This window comes from Clostridium boliviensis, assembly GCF_033342255.1.
Classification (GTDB): Bacteria; Bacillota; Clostridia; order Lachnospirales; family Lachnospiraceae; genus Lacrimispora; species Lacrimispora boliviensis.
This window is the reverse complement of the sequence record NZ_JAWONS010000051.1, coordinates 1-365: the sequence shown is the minus strand read 5'-3', so window position 1 is coordinate 365 and position 365 is coordinate 1. Positions and strand designations below refer to the sequence as shown.

The 365-nt window shown below is 62.2% G+C and carries 1 pseudogene; it reads left to right on the top strand.

From position 1 onward, the window contains the following. Positions 1-365 (top strand): annotated as a pseudogene (locus RZO55_RS02645) (excinuclease ABC subunit B); the annotation flags it as partial.

Here is a 365-nt window from a genome sequence, read left to right as displayed (position 1 = left end):
GGAACGGGACCGGAACGAGATCCTGCGCAAGCTGGTGGACATCCAGTACAACCGGAATGACATCAATTTCGTCCGGGGGACCTTCCGGGTTCGCGGAGACGTGTTGGAGATTTTCCCGGCGTCCCGGAGCGAACAGGCGGTGCGGGTGGAGTTTTTCGGTGACGAGATCGAGCGAATTCGGGAAATCGACGTGCTGACGGGAGAAATCGTCGGCGATCGGGAACACGTTGCCATCTTCCCCGCCTCCCACTACGTCACCGCTTCCGATGTGATGGCCCGCGCCCTCCGGGACATCGAAGCGGAGTTGGAAGAGCGGCTGAAGGAGCTGCGCGCGCAAGGCAAGCTGCTGGAGGCCCAACGGTTGG